Source organism: Bacillus canaveralius, assembly GCF_002860125.1.
Lineage (GTDB): Bacteria > Bacillota > Bacilli > Bacillales > Cytobacillaceae > Bacillus_BJ > Bacillus_BJ canaveralius.
Genome location: NZ_PGVA01000082.1, coordinates 1 through 15,575 on the forward strand (window position 1 = coordinate 1; position 15,575 = coordinate 15,575).

17 protein-coding genes are annotated in these 15,575 nt (G+C 42.3%); 6 read left to right on the plus strand and 11 right to left on the minus strand.

Annotated features, from left to right (window positions below):
- Positions 1–92: 92 nt before the first annotated feature.
- Positions 93–1,499, minus strand: coding sequence for a SpoVR family protein (locus tag CU635_RS21765; RefSeq protein WP_101579478.1), 1,407 nt, complete (start codon positions 1,497–1,499; stop codon positions 93–95).
- Positions 1,500–1,634: 135 nt separating this feature from the next.
- On the minus strand, positions 1,635–1,958 hold the full coding sequence (locus CU635_RS21770) for a DUF3889 domain-containing protein (protein ID WP_101579479.1): 324 nt from the start codon (positions 1,956–1,958) through the stop codon (positions 1,635–1,637).
- A 208-nt stretch (positions 1,959–2,166) separates the two neighbouring features.
- Between CU635_RS21770 and CU635_RS21775 the strand changes: the two genes are divergently transcribed.
- On the plus strand, positions 2,167–2,421 hold the full coding sequence (locus CU635_RS21775) for a YhdB family protein (RefSeq protein WP_101579507.1): 255 nt from the start codon (positions 2,167–2,169) through the stop codon (positions 2,419–2,421).
- Positions 2,422–2,520: 99 nt separating this feature from the next.
- Here CU635_RS21775 and CU635_RS21780 read toward each other — a convergent pair whose 3' ends face one another.
- Positions 2,521–4,248: a phospho-sugar mutase gene (locus CU635_RS21780; RefSeq protein ID WP_101579480.1), complete on the minus strand. Its 1,728-nt coding sequence runs from the start codon at positions 4,246–4,248 to the stop codon at positions 2,521–2,523.
- Between the two features lie 387 nt (positions 4,249–4,635).
- Between CU635_RS21780 and CU635_RS21785 the strand changes: the two genes are divergently transcribed.
- Positions 4,636–5,076, plus strand: coding sequence for a disulfide oxidoreductase (locus CU635_RS21785; protein WP_101579481.1), 441 nt, complete (start codon positions 4,636–4,638; stop codon positions 5,074–5,076).
- Positions 5,073–5,540: a thioredoxin family protein gene (locus CU635_RS21790; RefSeq protein ID WP_101579482.1), complete on the plus strand. Its 468-nt coding sequence runs from the start codon at positions 5,073–5,075 to the stop codon at positions 5,538–5,540. Before CU635_RS21785 ends, CU635_RS21790 begins: the two co-directional genes overlap by 4 nt.
- Before the next feature lie 61 nt (positions 5,541–5,601).
- Here CU635_RS21790 and CU635_RS21795 read toward each other — a convergent pair whose 3' ends face one another.
- Positions 5,602–6,000, minus strand: a complete 399-nt coding sequence (locus CU635_RS21795) for a YhcU family protein (protein ID WP_101579483.1) — start codon at positions 5,998–6,000, stop codon at positions 5,602–5,604.
- Between the two features lie 190 nt (positions 6,001–6,190).
- Here CU635_RS21795 and CU635_RS21800 point away from each other — a divergent pair, with 190 nt between their 5' ends.
- Positions 6,191–7,111: an RluA family pseudouridine synthase gene (locus CU635_RS21800; RefSeq protein WP_101579484.1), complete on the plus strand. Its 921-nt coding sequence runs from the start codon at positions 6,191–6,193 to the stop codon at positions 7,109–7,111.
- Between the two features lie 50 nt (positions 7,112–7,161).
- Here the strand turns inward: CU635_RS21800 and CU635_RS21805 are convergent, their stop codons facing one another.
- The 6 genes from CU635_RS21805 to CU635_RS21830 all read right to left on the minus strand — a co-directional run bounded on the left by CU635_RS21805 (position 7,162) and on the right by CU635_RS21830 (position 12,247).
- Positions 7,162–7,422, minus strand: a complete 261-nt coding sequence (locus CU635_RS21805) for a GlsB/YeaQ/YmgE family stress response membrane protein (protein WP_101579485.1) — start codon at positions 7,420–7,422, stop codon at positions 7,162–7,164.
- A 33-nt stretch (positions 7,423–7,455) separates the two neighbouring features.
- Positions 7,456–7,968 (minus strand): SH3 domain-containing protein, encoded by a 513-nt coding sequence (locus tag CU635_RS21810; RefSeq protein ID WP_101579486.1) that lies wholly within the window; start codon positions 7,966–7,968, stop codon positions 7,456–7,458.
- Between the two features lie 489 nt (positions 7,969–8,457).
- A complete protein-coding gene (locus tag CU635_RS21815; protein WP_101579487.1) occupies positions 8,458–9,288 on the minus strand; it encodes an aldo/keto reductase in 831 nt (276 codons plus the stop codon).
- 227 nt (positions 9,289–9,515) lie between these two features.
- Positions 9,516–9,713, minus strand: coding sequence for a hypothetical protein (locus CU635_RS21820; RefSeq protein ID WP_101579488.1), 198 nt, complete (start codon positions 9,711–9,713; stop codon positions 9,516–9,518).
- A 132-nt stretch (positions 9,714–9,845) separates the two neighbouring features.
- Positions 9,846–10,499, minus strand: coding sequence for an HAD family hydrolase (locus tag CU635_RS21825; RefSeq protein ID WP_101579508.1), 654 nt, complete (start codon positions 10,497–10,499; stop codon positions 9,846–9,848).
- Positions 10,500–10,588: 89 nt separating this feature from the next.
- Positions 10,589–12,247, minus strand: a complete 1,659-nt coding sequence (locus CU635_RS21830; RefSeq protein ID WP_101579509.1) for a M20/M25/M40 family metallo-hydrolase — start codon at positions 12,245–12,247, stop codon at positions 10,589–10,591.
- A 194-nt stretch (positions 12,248–12,441) separates the two neighbouring features.
- On the opposite strand from CU635_RS21830, the gene CU635_RS21835 reads away from it, so the two are divergent.
- Together CU635_RS21835 and CU635_RS21840 are read left to right on the plus strand one after the other, a co-directional pair.
- Positions 12,442–13,743, plus strand: coding sequence for an NCS2 family permease (locus CU635_RS21835; RefSeq protein WP_101579489.1), 1,302 nt, complete (start codon positions 12,442–12,444; stop codon positions 13,741–13,743).
- Between the two features lie 106 nt (positions 13,744–13,849).
- Positions 13,850–14,455 (plus strand): YitT family protein, encoded by a 606-nt coding sequence (locus CU635_RS21840; RefSeq protein WP_101579490.1) that lies wholly within the window; start codon positions 13,850–13,852, stop codon positions 14,453–14,455.
- A 126-nt stretch (positions 14,456–14,581) separates the two neighbouring features.
- Here the strand turns inward: CU635_RS21840 and CU635_RS21845 are convergent, their stop codons facing one another.
- Positions 14,582–15,484 (minus strand): aldo/keto reductase, encoded by a 903-nt coding sequence (locus CU635_RS21845; RefSeq protein ID WP_101579491.1) that lies wholly within the window; start codon positions 15,482–15,484, stop codon positions 14,582–14,584.
- Between the last annotated feature and the right edge of the window lie 91 nt (positions 15,485–15,575).

Here is a 15,575-nt window from a genome sequence, read left to right on the forward strand (position 1 = left end):
GACACTTACTCGGGTTGGACTTTCACCAACTAGCAATTAACGGCTTGCTGGGCACGCGCAAAACAAAAGACCGCTATGCGGTCTCTCCTGTTTCATAAATATTTCCGGTGAATCGCTTTACCGTCGTAAGTAAATATCATCGATTTTCCTTCGACGACCGTTTCAAGATGAACGCTTCTCCCCCACAGCTGATAAACATACGGAAGAACTTTTTCGAGATATTTAACGTCAAGTTCAATTCCTTCAAACCAGTGTTTTACGTAAAGTTCGCCATTTTTTAAGTAATCGCCGTCATTTATCGTCAGATATGGAAACCCGCCGTTTACCCGCATATTGACTAGCTGGTCGCGTACTTGCTCCCATGATTTATCAACAATTTTGTAATCCTTCCCTTGCTTTTGGAACAAATACATATCCTCTCTCATGACGAGATCCTTCGTTAAATAATTCCTCAGGAATGAAATATCCGATTCAACCTCGCGGACCTCAAACATTTTTTCCCGGCCTGATCCCGGGCTTACTCCACGTTCCATCATCTCGTCTGTCGGACTGTTGAAACGCTCCTCGATATCCTCAAAAATTTTTAAACCGAGGTAATATGGATTGATGTTCGTTCTTGATGGCTGGACAACACCGGCGTTCAGCTTCGCAAACTCGATCGATTCTCCGCTCGTCAAATCCATTTCGCGCAGGATCCGCTGGTGCCAGTATGAAGCCCAGCCTTCGTTCATGATTTTCGTTTCAAGCTGCGGCCAGAAATAAAGCATTTCTTCACGCATCATCGTTAAAATATCGCGCTGCCAATCAGAAAGCTCGCGGCTGTAAGATTCGATAAACAACAGCAAATCCTTTTCCGGCCGGGGCGGCACTTTCTTTTTTTGCTTCTTTTTCTCAGGAGCCGGCTTGTTTCTTCCATCAAGGTGCCATAGATCATCGTATGGAGATGTGGATTGCTTCTCTTCTTCCTCATCTTCGTTCATCCAGGAAAGCTTTGGTCGCATTAGTGAGGGGTCAATATGTTCTTCAATCGCAAGAACCGCATCAAGAAACTGTTCCACTTCCTGCTTGCCATGTGCAATTTCGTAGCGGCGAATCCGCTCTGCGGTCGCAGCCATGCTTTCAACCATATCCCGTTTCGTATTCTGAAAGCGCATATTATTTTTGAAAAAATCACAGTGGGCAAGAACATGGGCGACAATCAATTTATTCTGGATCAGCGAATTGGAATCGAGCAGAAATGCATAGCACGGGTTCGAATTGATGACAAGCTCATAAATTTTTGACAATCCAAGATCATAGTGAACCTTCATTTTATAAAATTGCTTCCCAAAGCTCCAGTGGGAAAATCGTGTCGGCATTCCGTAGGCGCCAAATGTATATATAATCTCTGAAGGGCAAATTTCATAACGCATCGGATAAAAATCAAGGCCAAACCCTTTTGCAATTTCTGTTATTTCATCAATCGCATACTCGAGTGCCTTTTGATCATCTGCTTTCATCGGTGACTCCCCCTTTCCGTCTTACCACAATGTATGAGGAACCGAACGGAATGAGAAGTTTTAGAGCAAGATTTTATCCGTGAAAAATACTGTGTCAATCATGGATATAAATAGGGCCCCCTTATATTACGGGCCCTAAAATGATCTTTCTTCTTCAACACTTAAATTCAACAATTTTTTGTTTTGAAGATTATGGGCGACGTTTACTACAAGATTTTTTGGCTTTCCTTGTTCGGTTACTTGAAAACGAAACGAATCTGAGACATCTGTAGCTGAAATCCTTTTACGGCCAAGATATTGGTAATCCTTCAGCTCTGCACCTGGATAATCTTCCTTTATAACAGCAGTGGCGATCCTCCCATATTTTTCATAATCGGGCTGTTGCTGTGCATCTGTATGGAACGGGCCAAAGGCAAATAGCAGACATGTAAACATCGCAATTAACAGTGACTTTTTCATTTCAACCTCCACTTTTTTTCTTATCATTTCACGCGTAGAGGATTTTTATGTACTGCGTATTTATCTGCTGTATCCGCATATGTATAAAGTTTTATTCATCCCAGATAAAGTCAGGCAGGCACAGCAAGCACTCCAACATTTACAGCGAAATAAAAACCTGCTTTTCCGCAAACTAATTTCAACTCCTGAAAAAGAGGAGGAACTGGAAATGAAGAAAGTCGACTATGACAGGGCGTTGTACTACACACACCGATCAGAATGGGATAATTTGTTAATACTAATGGTTCGCACAAACGATCATTTTTTATCAAAAAAAATTGAACACTTCCTGCATGCCTACAACTTCGAGCGGGATTATACAGTGATTGAAAGTACGCTTTACACTTTACTACGTTACATCGACCATGCTAATGGGACAGCCGAAAAAGACGTCACCGAAACACCGATGTACAACTTTTCATAACAGGAAAATATCCACCAATGAAATAACACGGCCGTTTTTGCGGCCGTGTTATTATTCCCGATGGTTTAATTATTATTTAGGCTGGATTTTTTCAAAAAATTAAAGAGAATCCATAATTCGTTCAACCAGCTTCATGAATTCTTTCTCGAGCACAGCAAGCTTTTCTTTGCTTTCAGCGAGGCCGATGCCGTTTACGCCGAAATAAAATTTAATCTTTGGCTCTGTTCCGGATGGGCGCAGGCAGACCCAGGAACCGTCTTCAAGAAAGTACTTCAGGACATTGGAGCTTGGCAAATTAATCTTTTCTTCGGAGCCTGCCTCTTTGCGAACCCCTGTCAAATAATCTTCGACCGCAGCTACCTTCACATCACCGAATCGTTCAGGTGTAATTGCACGGAAAGAGGCCAAAGTTTGATTGATTTTTTCTGCACCGTCTTTACCTTTTAACGTTAAAGAGCGCAGGCCTTCCTGATAAAATCCGTATTTTTCATAAATAGCATTTAGCGCCTCATAAACTGACATTCCTTGCTTTTTGTAGAAGGCACAAACCTCGGCTGCCATGATTGATGCCTGGACCGCATCCTTGTCGCGGGCGAAGTCACCGATTAAATATCCATAGCTTTCCTCATAACCAAATAAAAATTTGTATTCACCGCTTTTTTCATACTCGTTAATTTTTTCTGCGATAAATTTAAAGCCTGTCAGCACATCGATCGTTTCAAGGCCAAATGAAGCGGCAATCTTACGGCCGAGCTCTGACGTAACGATCGTCTTCAGAACCACTCCGTTTTCCGGAAGGGTCCCCTTCGCTTGTTTCTGCGAGAGAATATAGTCAAGGAGCAGCGCACCAGTCTGGTTGCCGGTTAAACCTATATATTCTCCCTGTTCATCCTTCACAGCGATTCCAAGGCGGTCTGCATCTGGGTCTGTCGCAATCAGCAAATCAGCGTCAACTTTACGTCCGTCCCTGATCGCCAGTTCAAAAGCGGCGTGCTCTTCCGGGTTTGGACTTTTGACGGTCGAAAATTCCGGATCAGGCAATTCTTGTTCCGCTACGACATGAACCAATTTATAATCCAACGCCTTTAAGGCCGCACGAACGGGTTTATTCGCCGTACCGTGCAACGGTGTGAATACAACGCTTACATCAGTTTCCAATGCGATGTTCCGGTTTTCTGATATGGTGATCAAGTTCTGTAAATATGCCTGGTCAACCTCATCACCGATCATTTTAATAAGGCCGCTTGCGAGCAATGTTTCCTCGCTGTCGACCTCGATAAACAGCTCATCCTCAATTTCGTTTACTTTGGCGATGACATTATCCGCACTTTCCGGGGGCAACTGGCCGCCGTCAGGACCGTACACCTTATAACCGTTATATTCCGGCGGATTATGGCTTGCCGTTATCACAATTCCGGAAAACGCATTTAAAAAGCGGACTGCAAACGATAACTCGGGTGTTGGTCGTAATTCCTTAAATACATACGTCTGAATCCCTCTTGATGCCAGCGTTTTAGCCGACTCCATTGCGAACTCCCAGGATTTATGCCGCGAATCATAGGCAATCGCTACGCCGCGTTTTTTCGCTTCGAGTCCATTTGATTCTATGTAGGCCGCAAGCCCGGCTGAAGCCTTTCTCACTGTATAAATGTTCATGCGGTTTGTTCCGGCTCCAAGTTCACCGCGCATACCGCCTGTGCCAAACTCCAGATCCTTATAAAAAGCATCCTCGAGATCTTTTTCATCCATATTGTCTAATTGTTCACTTAAACTGCTGTCCATCCCGGCAAAATCAAGCCATTGTGCTGCCTTTTGTTTCCAGTTCATAAGGTCCTCCTCTTCATATGCCTCTTTAATTTTTCGCTGTTTATGTAGGGAATCCTGCAAAAAACAAACGCCTAATTATGACAATTCTCTTTCTTATTGGCCACAATAGGAAAAGTTCACGCCGAACCCTTGCGGACGAGCCGAACTCCCTCTCCATTATAGTTTATTTTTTATATTGGATTTTGTAAATATCATGCGCCTGTCTTTTAATTGGCGAATCGTTCCATCCTGTCTGCTTCCCCCACTAAAATTTTCTCTTCATATCCATCATCAGTCTGTATTTTTCAAAAATGTAAAATTTACACGCACCATTTGAAGCCATTCTGTTTTACAATGAATTTAGGAAAACTTATAATTTCTTATGACATTCTTTTTGAGGAGATTCATATGGAGGAGAATAAAAAGGATTACCGTGATACATATTTATTTATTTCCTGGGCCGCTTCGGTCATCGCGATGTTCGGGAGCCTTTATTTTTCAGAAATTCGACAATATGAACCATGCGTTCTCTGCTGGTACCAAAGAATTCTTATGTACCCGCTCACGATTATTTTAGCTGTTGCGGTTGTGAAAAAGGATTATAAAATCGCTCTGTATTCCATGGTTATGTCCGGTGTGGGCGCCTCTATTTCGCTCTACCACTATTCGATCCAAAAAATTCCGTTTATGACAGACAGCGCTGTCTCATGCGGCAGAATACCTTGCACCGGCCAGTATATAAATTGGCTTGGATTCATTACGATCCCATTTTTAGCATTAACTGCGTTTGCGATTATTTTTGTACTAAGCTTATTGATGTGGAAGAAGAACAGGAGGCAGCATAAGTGAAAAAAGTAGTTGTATTTTTAGTGATTATAATTGCACTTTTCGGAGCGATTTGGTTTTTAAATTATATGCAGCAAAATGAGAAAGTCGAAGACAATCCGTATGGAAAAAGCTCGCTGCATCCGGAGACAGCCAGTCAGCTTGATGATCCGAACTACCAGAATTTAATATTGCCTGAAGCGCTTGAGGACAAGCTTGCAAACAATGAAGATGTGACTGTCTACTTTTACAGTCCGACATGTTCCCATTGCAAACGGACGACTCCGATTGTTGCACCGTTAGCAGAAGAAATGGGCATCGACTTGGTCCAGTTTAATCTGCTTGAATTTGAGGATGGCTGGAATGATTATAATATTACTGAGACTCCTACAATCGTCCAATACAAGGGCGGGCAAGAAACGGCCAGAATCACCGGTTTCCATGAAGAACCTGAATTTGAAGCCTGGTTTAATGAAAATACAAAATAAGATTTGGTCGATAATATAAAAAAACGCCTGCTCAGCAGGCGTTTGCGTTTTCATTCGCATATTAAATTAACAGTTCATTGGCAGCTTTCGAATATATGCTAAAAACATTGTTCTTCAAACTTTTTGCCTCGAAAAACTGCCCGTATGTTAATGGAAAGTAGAGGCTGAATTCATTTAAAATTCGTGCATTTCTGCAGAACAAAGTTTGATGATTTTCTTCCTGAACAGATAATTCCAGAATTGAGATTAATGTCTGGAGGCAAACGATGACCCGGTAAGCTTCTTTAAGTGTACCAAAGTACTCAAAATGCCTTGCTGTAGTATGTAAAATCTTTGAGCGCTCGAAATCTCTTATATCTTCATCAGAAAAATAAAGGGGAAATACGCTTGAATAGAAGTATGAAATAAGCTCCCTGATTTTTTCTTCCTGTCCAAGAGTCGATGCAAAAACTACCCTCACTGCTAGCCCACCTTTGTCATCCTTGTAATCACTTCGTAAAATATATGATTAGAATAACATACTATGTCTGGCACTTATGGTGGTAATTATACCCATGATATAGGTAAAAAAAGGAATAAGAATAAAATTAATTAATGCGTCTAAAATCCTATTTTGAATCGAAAATTAATTTTTCAAGGAGAATCTTTAAATGTTACATACGACAAGCAGCGGAGATTGGTTTAAAATGACCATACCTCCTGAATGGGAAGATCGTACATTAGACGAGCTTATGCGGGTGCATTGGAAAGCTGGCAAGAAGCTGATCCATCAAATGAGGATGGAGAAAACCATTCTTATCAACGGCGAATCCCCAAATTGGAATTTACATTTGACAAAAGGAGATTTCTTACAGTTTAAACTTTTTCAGGAAGAAGATTTTGGATTTACCCCCACTTTTATTGATATTGTAGTGCTTTATGAGGATGAACATCTGCTTGTCATTAACAAGCCGGCGGGAATGGATACCCATCCAAATTCAGCACAAGAGAAAGACACGCTTGCAAATGCAGTTGCCTTCTACTTACAGTCAAAAGGCGAATTTCGAAAAATCCAGCATATTCACCGGCTTGACCGGGATACAACCGGAGCTGTTCTGTTTGCAAAGCACGCTCTGGCAGGTTCTATTTTGGACAGGATGCTCGAAGAACGAAAAATCAAAAGAACTTATCTTGCGCTGGCAGAGGGCATTATTCGACAAAAAAAGGGAGTCATCAACAAGCCAATCGGCCGCGACCGCCATCACCCTTCGCGCAGAAGGGTGTCTCCTGCAGGACAGCCAGCCGTTACAAAATTCAAAGTCCGTCAGATCTTACAGGATCGTCGCATGACCCTTGTTGAATGCCAGCTTGAAACGGGAAGAACCCATCAAATCCGTGTTCATTTCAGTGCGATTGGACATCCTCTTGCTGGTGATCAGCTCTATGGTGGCGATACCTTTTTTCAAAGACAAGCTCTTCATGCTGGAAAGCTTGCTTTTACGCATCCATTTACTGCTGAGGAAATCGTTTGTTTTGCGCCGTTTATTGATGAACCGCAGATTTTTAAAGGTATCGATATTTTTGAACTATAGAAAATCAAAAAGCTCCCCTCAAGTGGGAAGCTTTTTGAAAAGATTGTTAACTAGTCGCGGCTTTTTCTTAAGCTCTTCATGACGAGGCTTAATAAGAAAACCAAAATCACTGCTCCAATTAGTGCTGGGATAATCGCGAAATCAGCCATTCTTGGTCCCCAATCACCGAAGATGGCAGAACCGAGCCATGCACCGATGAATCCGGCGATAATATTACCAATCACTCCGCCAGGAACGTCTCTTCCGACGATCATACCTGCTATCCAACCAATTAAACCACCAATAATTAGTGCCCATAAAAATTCTAACATAATAACACTCCTTGTCTAAAATATTTTTATAAGTTATTTAACAGGGTCAAGCATTGTGGAAGGAGCAAATCCTTCTTCCCCTGACTCTGTTACAACCTTGACTCTAATAGCTTCTCTTTCTAGGATTTCCAGTTTCTCGTCTTTACTTACATAAATCAGCTTATTTTCTTTAAGAAGTTTTTCAACTTGCTCAGAATCGGCTTTTTCAATAAGCTGATACAGCTGATCATACGCTTCTGGAGTTACTGCTACATAAAGATGTTCCTGTGCTGTAGCGCGATCGCCCGGTTGGAGAACATTTTCCTCCACTTCACCTTCTGCAAGCTCAAAAGCTTGCTTCATCGTCTCCATCACCGCCAAAGCTTCCTGCTCTGCGTGTTCAGCAAACTCCTTTGTAGCCGCCCCGCCTTCCTCGGCAGCCTCTTCCGTGCTTTGTTCCAGTTCATCTGATGCATCCTGAATATCATTTTTCGTACTCTCGCTGCAGCTTACAAGCAGTAAACTCATTATAAAAGCGGTAAAAAAGTGTTTAGATCTTCCACTCATCTAAGCCCTCCCTTTCAATTTGTGATTACTGCTTGTTACACCTACATTACCACCTAATTTAAAAGCTAAAACCTCTGTAAGGAAAATTTAGCTGATGACAACCAAGACGATATTGATCAAAACAGGCCGGATAACAACTGGGATAATCTCATTCGAAGAATTTTCCAATGTAATTTTAAAAAATCAGTCCTTTCTTTAATATTTCTGTTTTGTTATAAAACGTTTCCTCTTCCAACAAATCCCTGTATTAAAATTTCTAAAACTGCATTTTGCTCAAAAATAAAAAACCGATCGCGGGCAGAAAAAATTTCCTGATGATCGGTTTTATGTATTATTTGAATGAATTTCATAAAGCAATTCTTTAACTGAAAAACGAACTGTTATTTATAATCAACACAGTATTATTCGTTTCCTACGGCATACTCTTCTTAATTTAGACAACTTCATTCGTTTTTCGGTTTAGCTTGTTACATTGTGAAATTGACTCATTTAAAAATCAAAATTATCTGGGTCGGCGCCAAATCGTTCATTTTTGTTTAGTGAGTTTATCTTTTCTATGTCTTCATTGCTCAATTCAAAGTCAAAAATATCAGCGTTTTCCTGTAATCGAGCCGGGTTCACTGATTTAGGGATGACGATCACGCCGTTTTGCAAATGCCATCTGAGAATGACCTGGGCAGGTGATTTGCCATGCTTTTCAGCTATTTGGTTCAATACTGGCTCTTCCAGTACTCTTCCTCTTGCAATTGGTGACCATGCCTCCACTTTTATGTTTTTCTCCTGGCAAAAAGCGCGAAGCTCTTGCTGAGATAAGAGAGGATGCAATTCGATCTGGTTGACAGCAGGGACTTCTGTGCCGTTTTCAAGGATGTCTCTCAAGTGATCGATATTGAAGTTACTGACGCCAATTGCTTTTGCTTTTCCTTCCCGGTAAATTTTTTCTAACGCCCGCCATGTTTCCAAATATTTTCCCTTAACTGGCCAGTGGATCAAGTAGAGGTTCACATACTCAAGTCCAAGTTTTTCGAGGCTGTTCTCAAAAGCTTTCAACGTTGAATCATAGCCTTGTTGATCGTTCCAAACCTTGGTCGTTACAAAAATGTCCTGTCTCGGGATTCCACTCTCTTTTATGGCCTGGCCCACACCCGCTTCATTTTCATAAAAAGCTGCCGTATCAATGAGCCGGTAGCCTAATTCAAGAGCTGTTTTCACCGTATCGAAAGTTTGATTTCCTTCCTCCACTTTATAAACACCTAGTCCAAAAATCGGCATTTTCAAGCCATTATTCAAACTCACTGTGTCATGCATACTTGTTAACATGAAAAATCCCCCTCGTTTTAGGTCAGTTTTCTCCATCTCTACTTTAGCATAATTTGCAAAAAAAAAAGAGCAACTGCATGCAACCAGCTGCCCAATTTATCGTTAACGGTCCATGCCGTAGTTATTTTCCTATTCCCCGCTGATCGTCTGGCTAAAACGTTGTTGATTCATTCTAGTGAAAAAAACAAAGCTTTCAAGTCTGGTATAGAATGACGCCTTTACATTTCTTAAAGAATTTTTTTGACCGAAAATAATTTAACATCTTTGGTATCAAAAAAATGATAGGTATCTTCAGAATCAGTAAATTCGATTAATCCTGTGTTATCCTTTAATTGCTGGATCGCTTCTGCCTGATCCTCTGCTTCGATCACTCTTGCAACGGATAAATCACCTTCGAAATAATAGCTTAATTGAAATTTTTGCAATTGATTTAATCTCCTTTCTATCGCTGGCCAAATATTTGCCAACACTTAAGTTTTTGCCCGTCTATGGAGCCGGTTAAACATGAAAATGTTAGCAGTCAAAAACAAAAAGCCGGATTGCGCCGGCTTTTCCCATTAACTCATTTGCTGTAAAAATTCGCGGATTTTAAACATTGAAAAGGCATCATAACGAATCGTCTGCTCATGGAAGGCCATAAAGCTTGTAACATCATTTGGTATCACTACGCAGTGCAGGCCCGCTGTCACCGCGGCTAAAGAGCCGTTTACAGAATCCTCTACCGCCAGGGCTTCTTCTGCTTTAACATCTAATTCCTTGATCGCCTCCAAATACAAAGCAGGGTCTGGTTTAACCCTTAACACATCTTCCTTCGTTTTAATCGTTTCAAAATAGCCGTGAAGCTGGAATCTTTCCAAAAATTCTTCTACCCATTCCCGGTGTGAGCTCGAAGCAATCGCAAGCTTCAAGCCGAGGTCCCTGGCCTCTTCCATTACCTCATGGACGCCGTCCCGCAATAAAAGAACATCCTCGTAGCTGGTGAACTTTTCACTGACCTTCGCCGTTAGTTCCTCACGCTCCACTGGGTTTGCCGATTGGCTGTTAATATATTCGTAAAGAAGCTCGTCCGTCGTGCCAATAACTTTGGCAAACTGCTCAAGCGGCAGCGTAACGCCGTAATCTGCTTCGAGCACTTCTTTAAAAACCCGGTACCACAATGATTCCGTATCAATAATCGTTCCATCAAAATCAAAAATAATTGCTTTTATCATCATTTCACCTTGTCCCTTTATCCATTTTCAATACTTACAGTTAATTTACTGCTCTTATTTTTGGACTTCTGCAACATGTTTCATACCTTCTATTCAAGAAGCCGTTTCGTCATCTTTCTAATCAAGTGCGGCAAAATTTTAAACGTGTAAGGCTTATAAACTCGTTCTGTCCACTTATGCCCGCTTTTTCCGTATACACCTAAATTAATGGACGGAATGTTTAATGCCTTCATATCTCCAAGCGGCAAGGCAAAGAGCTTATGCATCGCCGGGAAATTGTTTTCAATCGAGCTGATATCCTCTTCCGTCCCGTTAAAAGAAAGAAAACTTCCGTCTGCTAAATAAGGAAAATATTTTCTTAGTTCAAAAGTTTCTTTCGTTTCTTGATGAACTTCATCAAGCACAGCTTCGATTGTTGTCAATAAGGACTGCCCTTTATTGCTTTCAACCGGTAAGCGGTTTGCCGGAATAAATGGAGGAGCGAAAAAGAGGATGACGCGTGGCTTTTTTTCGGGATCCAATTGATGGAGGGCTTCCACGATTTTAAAAGCAAGCATTCGTTCATCTAAATCCTTTTCGGAAAAGTGCTCCAGTGCAGCTTCGACCGCTTTTAACGGGTGTAAATTCATTTCCTCGAGCTTTTCGACATACTCCCCAAAAGTAATAACCTCAATATCCCAAGAGATTTCGCGCTCGGGAAGCCCGTTGCGCTTCCGATGTTCTGTGTAGGTTTGTGCTAATTTTTTTTCAAGGGTTTCACACCTGTTTCCCACCACATCGACTAGCTGGGTGAGGATCTCCTTAGGTGATTTTTCATAAATAAAATGATTGAAATAAATGCCGCAGCTGACCGCGGTTTGGACGTCATATATCTGTTTATCATCCTTTAAATACAAGCAGCTGGGCGGCAGCGTCAATTCATTTTGAAAATATTCGGTCAGATCAAGATTTGCATTGATCGCCAGATTTAATTCGGCCGCAATCAGAGTCGGATCAATAGCCGATAAACTATCGCCTACATGCGCTTCCCTCCCGAAAATGGAGAAGCACGGCAATAATTTCCCTGCTGCTCCTGTGTATATGTACCTTGTCTGATCGCCACTATGAAGCGGCGATATGAAATCATTGTTGATGGCTGCGATAAAATCAAGGTTTTGCTCTGTTTCTAATCTAGTTAACTCAGTTAACGCAGCTCGAATCCCGACATGCTGGCTTTCTTCATCAGGGTTAAACAAGACAAGCAAATTGCCGGGGAGTTGATCGCGCTGTTCCGAAAAATGCAGCAGATTGACAAGATGGACGGCAATTCCGCTTTGCATATCAAGGGCACCACGGCCAAACATCCAATTTCCGGAACCGGCATCCGCCTGTACCTCTGCATCTGCCGGATAGCTTTTGAAAAATTCTTCGAGAACGTCAGGATCGTGAGCGATATCGTGCAGGGCTCCATAATCCTCAATTCCTACTGTATCAACATGTGCATGGTATAGCACAGTTTTCGAACACTCTGACTGCCCACGCACCAATGCAAAAATATTTTTTCTCCCCAATGGATCGTTTGAAATCGGCTGCTCCCATACAAACGATTCGTTCTCCTTAAAATAAGGAAAGGAGCAGATTATTTCCTTTAAAAAGTCCGCTTTTTCCGTTTCCCCGATTGTGCCGTTATAGCTTAATAGCTGAATGAGCCTGCGCGTTAACACCTCTGCTTGCTGTTCCGTTGATAAAGCTTGAAGTATGTGGAACATATGCAACCTCCATAACATCAATTTACATTCGATTATAGGCTCTTCGCCGCTGAAATCAACCTTTTTCGGTAATTTTGCACGTTTATAATCTGCTGTTTTCACCAAAACTGAAATAGAGTCTTGAATTCCACCTTAAAAACGAATAATATAATACTTGAGTTTTAAAATCGTTCGTATTTTCCGGAGGTCTAATTATGTTTAAACTTAAAGAGCATAACACAAATCCCAGAACTGAAATCGTGGCCGGGATCACTACGTTCTTAACGATGGTTTATATTGTGATTGTCAACCCGGTTATTTTAGCTGATGCTGGAGTACCGTTTGACCAGGTTTTCACGGCAACCATCATCGCTACGGTAGTCGGAACTGTTTGGATGGGATTGTTTGCGAACTATCCGATTGCGATTGCGCCCGGTATGGGCTTGAACGCCTATTTTGCCTATTCAGTAGTAGGAACACATGGCAATATTGATTATCAAACCGCTTTTGCAGCCGTATTTTTAGCTGGTGTTATCTTTATCATTCTATCACTTACACCGTTCCGTAAAAAACTGATCGAAGCGATTCCCGAAAACTTAAAGCATGGAATCACCGCCGGTATCGGGCTTTTTATTGCGTTTATCGGCTTGCGATTAACCGGAATCATTACCGATCATCCAACGAATCTGGTCGGCCTCGGTGATCTGCATTCTCCTTCTGCGCTGTTGGCTTTGACAGGACTTGCGATCACATTAGTGTTAATGGCCTTGCAAGTAAATGGCGCATTGTTCTTCGGGATGATTGTCACAGGACTGATAGCCTATTTTACCGGGCAGCTCTCCTTTGAGCAGGGTTTTGTCTCGCTGCCGTCACTTCCGGAAGGACTAATCGTTCTCAATCCATTCGAAGCGATTGGCGAGGTCATCCAGCACAGCCTGTATGCTGTTGTGTTCTCATTTTTGCTTGTCACGATCTTTGATACAACGGGAACGATGATCGGCGTTGCCCAGCAGGCCGGCCTCATGACGGGTAAAACGATGCCGCGAGCACGGGAAGCGCTCCTGTCTGACTCGATTGCCACAACGGTTGGGGCAATCTTTGGAACAAGTCCGACATCCGCTTATATTGAGTCATCATCCGGAGTGGCTGCCGGAGGGCGAACAGGTTTAACATCGTTAACAGTTGCCGGATTGTTTGTTGCGGCAGCTTTCTTTGGGCCGTTAGTCAGCGCGGTTTCCGGGCTTTCAGCCATTACCGCTCCCGCTCTCATTATAGTTGGAAGCTTAATGATCGGAAGCATTTCTCACATCAACTGGGGAGAAATTGATGAAGCATTTCCTGCTTTTTTAATCATCCTGAGCATGCCGCTCACCTCGAGCATTGCGACAGGAATAGCCCTTGGCTTTATCGCTTATCCGCTGTTGAAGGTTGTAAAAGGTAAATGGCGTGAGGTTCATCCACTTGTCTATATTTTCGCACTGCTGTTCTTTTATCAGCTTGCATTTTTGCCGCATTAATGAATGTAGCTTGCTCTTTATAGGGCAAGCTTTTTTTATATCATCACTTCTAAATCCAGTGACACTTCATATTTTTTATAAGAAGGACAAGTTAGGGTGATGGCATTTGCGGGAAAAAATATTGGCAGTTTTGCTTGGAAGCTTTTTATTGGGTTTGGGAATCAATGGTTTTCTTATACCGCACCATTTGCTTGATGGCGGGATTATCGGGATTGGCCTGATTATCCATTATTTTTACGGATGGCCAACCGGCCTGAGTATGATTATTTTAAGTATTCCCCTATATATTTTAGCCTGGATATATGAACGGAGCTATTTTTATCACAGTCTTCACGGACTCGTCATCTCATCCTTGTTTATTGATGTTTTATCTGCTGTTCATACATCATTTTCTCTTGGTATTCTTTCCAGCTCGATCATCGGTGGGGTTTTGGTAGGAAGCGGGATCGGCCTGATGCTTCGGCATGAGACAAGCACAGGCGGCACTGACCTGCTCGCACAACTATTATCAAGAACAACTTCATTAAACGTCGGGGTATTGATCTTCTTAATTGACGGAATTGTCATCACCTGCGGCTTACCGATTGTCGGGGCAGAAAAATTTGTCTATTCGTTTATAACGATTATTTTTGTTGGAATCATGACATCCTTAACGGTGATTAAGAAAAGCGCAAGCGCCTTGATCAGCCCCGATAAGCGCTGGAGGGCCTGACAGTGAAGTCGTTCTTTGACTTCATTGGCAGGACCGAAGCGACTCGAGGGGCTAGGCGCTGGAGCTGGACAAAAAAGACGGTCCATCCTTAATATTAAAGGACCGGAATTTTCCGGTCCTGCTAGTTCACGCAACGTCTTTGCCAAGAGAAGCTGTGTAGATTTTAAACCATTGCTGCCTGGTCAGCTTAATTTCTACAGCTTCTGCAGCTTGTCGGATTCTGTCTATTTTTCCCGAACCGGCGAGTGGGATGATTCGCGCAGGATGGTTGATCAGCCATGCGTACAAAAGCTTATCCAGCGAATCTTCCCCCAATTCCTCTCCAACTTCCTGTAATGCTTGACGCACTCTAAGAGCCCGGTCATCTTCGGCTGAAAATATTCTCCCGCCAGCAAGCGGTGACCATGCCATCGGGGCAATCCTATGTTCAAGACAATGCTCAATCGTGCCGTCCGCAAATGTATCTAGATGAACAGCCGAGATTTCAACCTGATTCGTAACGAGCGGAAAATCTAAATAGCTGCTCAACATATTAAATTGAGCGGGTGTAAAATTAGAAACTCCAAAATGACGTACTTTCCCTTGCTGCTTTAATTGATAAAATGCTTCGGCCGTTTCATGCGGATCCATAAACGGATCAGGACGATGAATTAATAAGACATCAATGTAGTCTGTTTGCAGATTTTCCATAGACTGATGAACGCTTGCAATAATATGTTCCTTGCCAGTATCGTAGTGTTTAATCGTATGCTCCGGCCGCTTTGAAGATCGCAGCTTGATACCACACTTGGTGACAAGCTGCATGGAATCTCTAAGCGAAGGCTTCAATGCCAGTGCCTCCCCGAACAGGCGCTCACATGAATAATTCCCATAAATATCTGCATGATCAAATGTAGTAATTCCGAGCTCCAGGCATTGCTCTGCAAGCTTTAAAGTTTCCTCCTTGCTCAAATTCCACTCTGCCAGTCTCCATAAACCATGGACAATTCTTGAAAAAGAAAGATCTTCTGCCAGTTTAACTGTATCCATTGCAATCACCTTTTCTGGTTTTTTTCCTTCAATCGCACTTTAACGAAAAATAGCGGAGAGGGCAAATATTAGCCTTTCTATTATCATTTTA

Excerpts from the sequence above, each read along its gene's own strand:
- CU635_RS21765 (WP_101579478.1), bottom strand. The coding sequence starts at position 1,499 with ATGAAAGCAGATGATCAAAAGGCACTCGAGTATGCGATTGATGAAATA.
- CU635_RS21770 (WP_101579479.1), bottom strand. The coding sequence starts at position 1,958 with ATGAAAAAGTCACTGTTAATTGCGATGTTTACATGTCTGCTATTTGCC.
- CU635_RS21775 (WP_101579507.1), top strand. The coding sequence starts at position 2,167 with ATGAAGAAAGTCGACTATGACAGGGCGTTGTACTACACACACCGATCA.
- CU635_RS21780 (WP_101579480.1), bottom strand. The coding sequence starts at position 4,248 with ATGAACTGGAAACAAAAGGCAGCACAATGGCTTGATTTTGCCGGGATG.
- CU635_RS21785 (WP_101579481.1), top strand. The coding sequence starts at position 4,636 with ATGGAGGAGAATAAAAAGGATTACCGTGATACATATTTATTTATTTCC.
- CU635_RS21800 (WP_101579484.1), top strand. The coding sequence starts at position 6,191 with ATGTTACATACGACAAGCAGCGGAGATTGGTTTAAAATGACCATACCT.
- CU635_RS21805 (WP_101579485.1), bottom strand. The coding sequence starts at position 7,422 with ATGTTAGAATTTTTATGGGCACTAATTATTGGTGGTTTAATTGGTTGG.
- CU635_RS21810 (WP_101579486.1), bottom strand. The coding sequence starts at position 7,968 with ATGAGTGGAAGATCTAAACACTTTTTTACCGCTTTTATAATGAGTTTA.
- CU635_RS21815 (WP_101579487.1), bottom strand. The coding sequence starts at position 9,288 with ATGTTAACAAGTATGCATGACACAGTGAGTTTGAATAATGGCTTGAAA.
- CU635_RS21825 (WP_101579508.1), bottom strand. The coding sequence starts at position 10,499 with ATGATAAAAGCAATTATTTTTGATTTTGATGGAACGATTATTGATACG.
- CU635_RS21830 (WP_101579509.1), bottom strand. The coding sequence starts at position 12,247 with ATGTTCCACATACTTCAAGCTTTATCAACGGAACAGCAAGCAGAGGTG.
- CU635_RS21835 (WP_101579489.1), top strand. The coding sequence starts at position 12,442 with ATGTTTAAACTTAAAGAGCATAACACAAATCCCAGAACTGAAATCGTG.
- CU635_RS21845 (WP_101579491.1), bottom strand. The coding sequence starts at position 15,484 with ATGGATACAGTTAAACTGGCAGAAGATCTTTCTTTTTCAAGAATTGTC.